The sequence below is a fragment of the Halomonas sp. SIMBA_159 genome (assembly GCF_046536035.1).
GTDB classification, from domain to species: domain Bacteria; phylum Pseudomonadota; class Gammaproteobacteria; order Pseudomonadales; family Halomonadaceae; genus Vreelandella; species Vreelandella venusta_A.
Map to the genome: position 1 here is coordinate 1 of NZ_JAWJBT010001166.1, position 250 is coordinate 250.

Annotated in this window: 1 protein-coding gene; it reads left to right on the forward strand. The window is 49.6% G+C overall.

The window, feature by feature from the left end:
* Positions 1–250, forward strand: a 250-nt coding sequence (locus tag R0J87_RS22935; protein ID WP_498889239.1) for a MarC family protein, incomplete at both ends; no start/stop codon positions are given.

Sequence of the window (250 nt, forward strand, 5' to 3'; positions counted from 1 at the left end):
GTAGTGCAAAAAATACTGATGCTGAGCGCGAAGAGGCAGAGCATCGCAAATCAGTCGCCGTTGTACCATTAGCGATGCCAATGCTTGCCGGGCCTGGCGCAATAAGCTCCATTATTCTGTATGCCAATCGTAGTGATGGTTGGCAGCATTACGCTATTATGTCTGCCGAGCTTGTGTTAATCGGTTTCGGCTTGTGGGCGTTGATGCGGTTGGCAGATAAAATTTCGGCACGTTTAGGTCAAACCGGGAT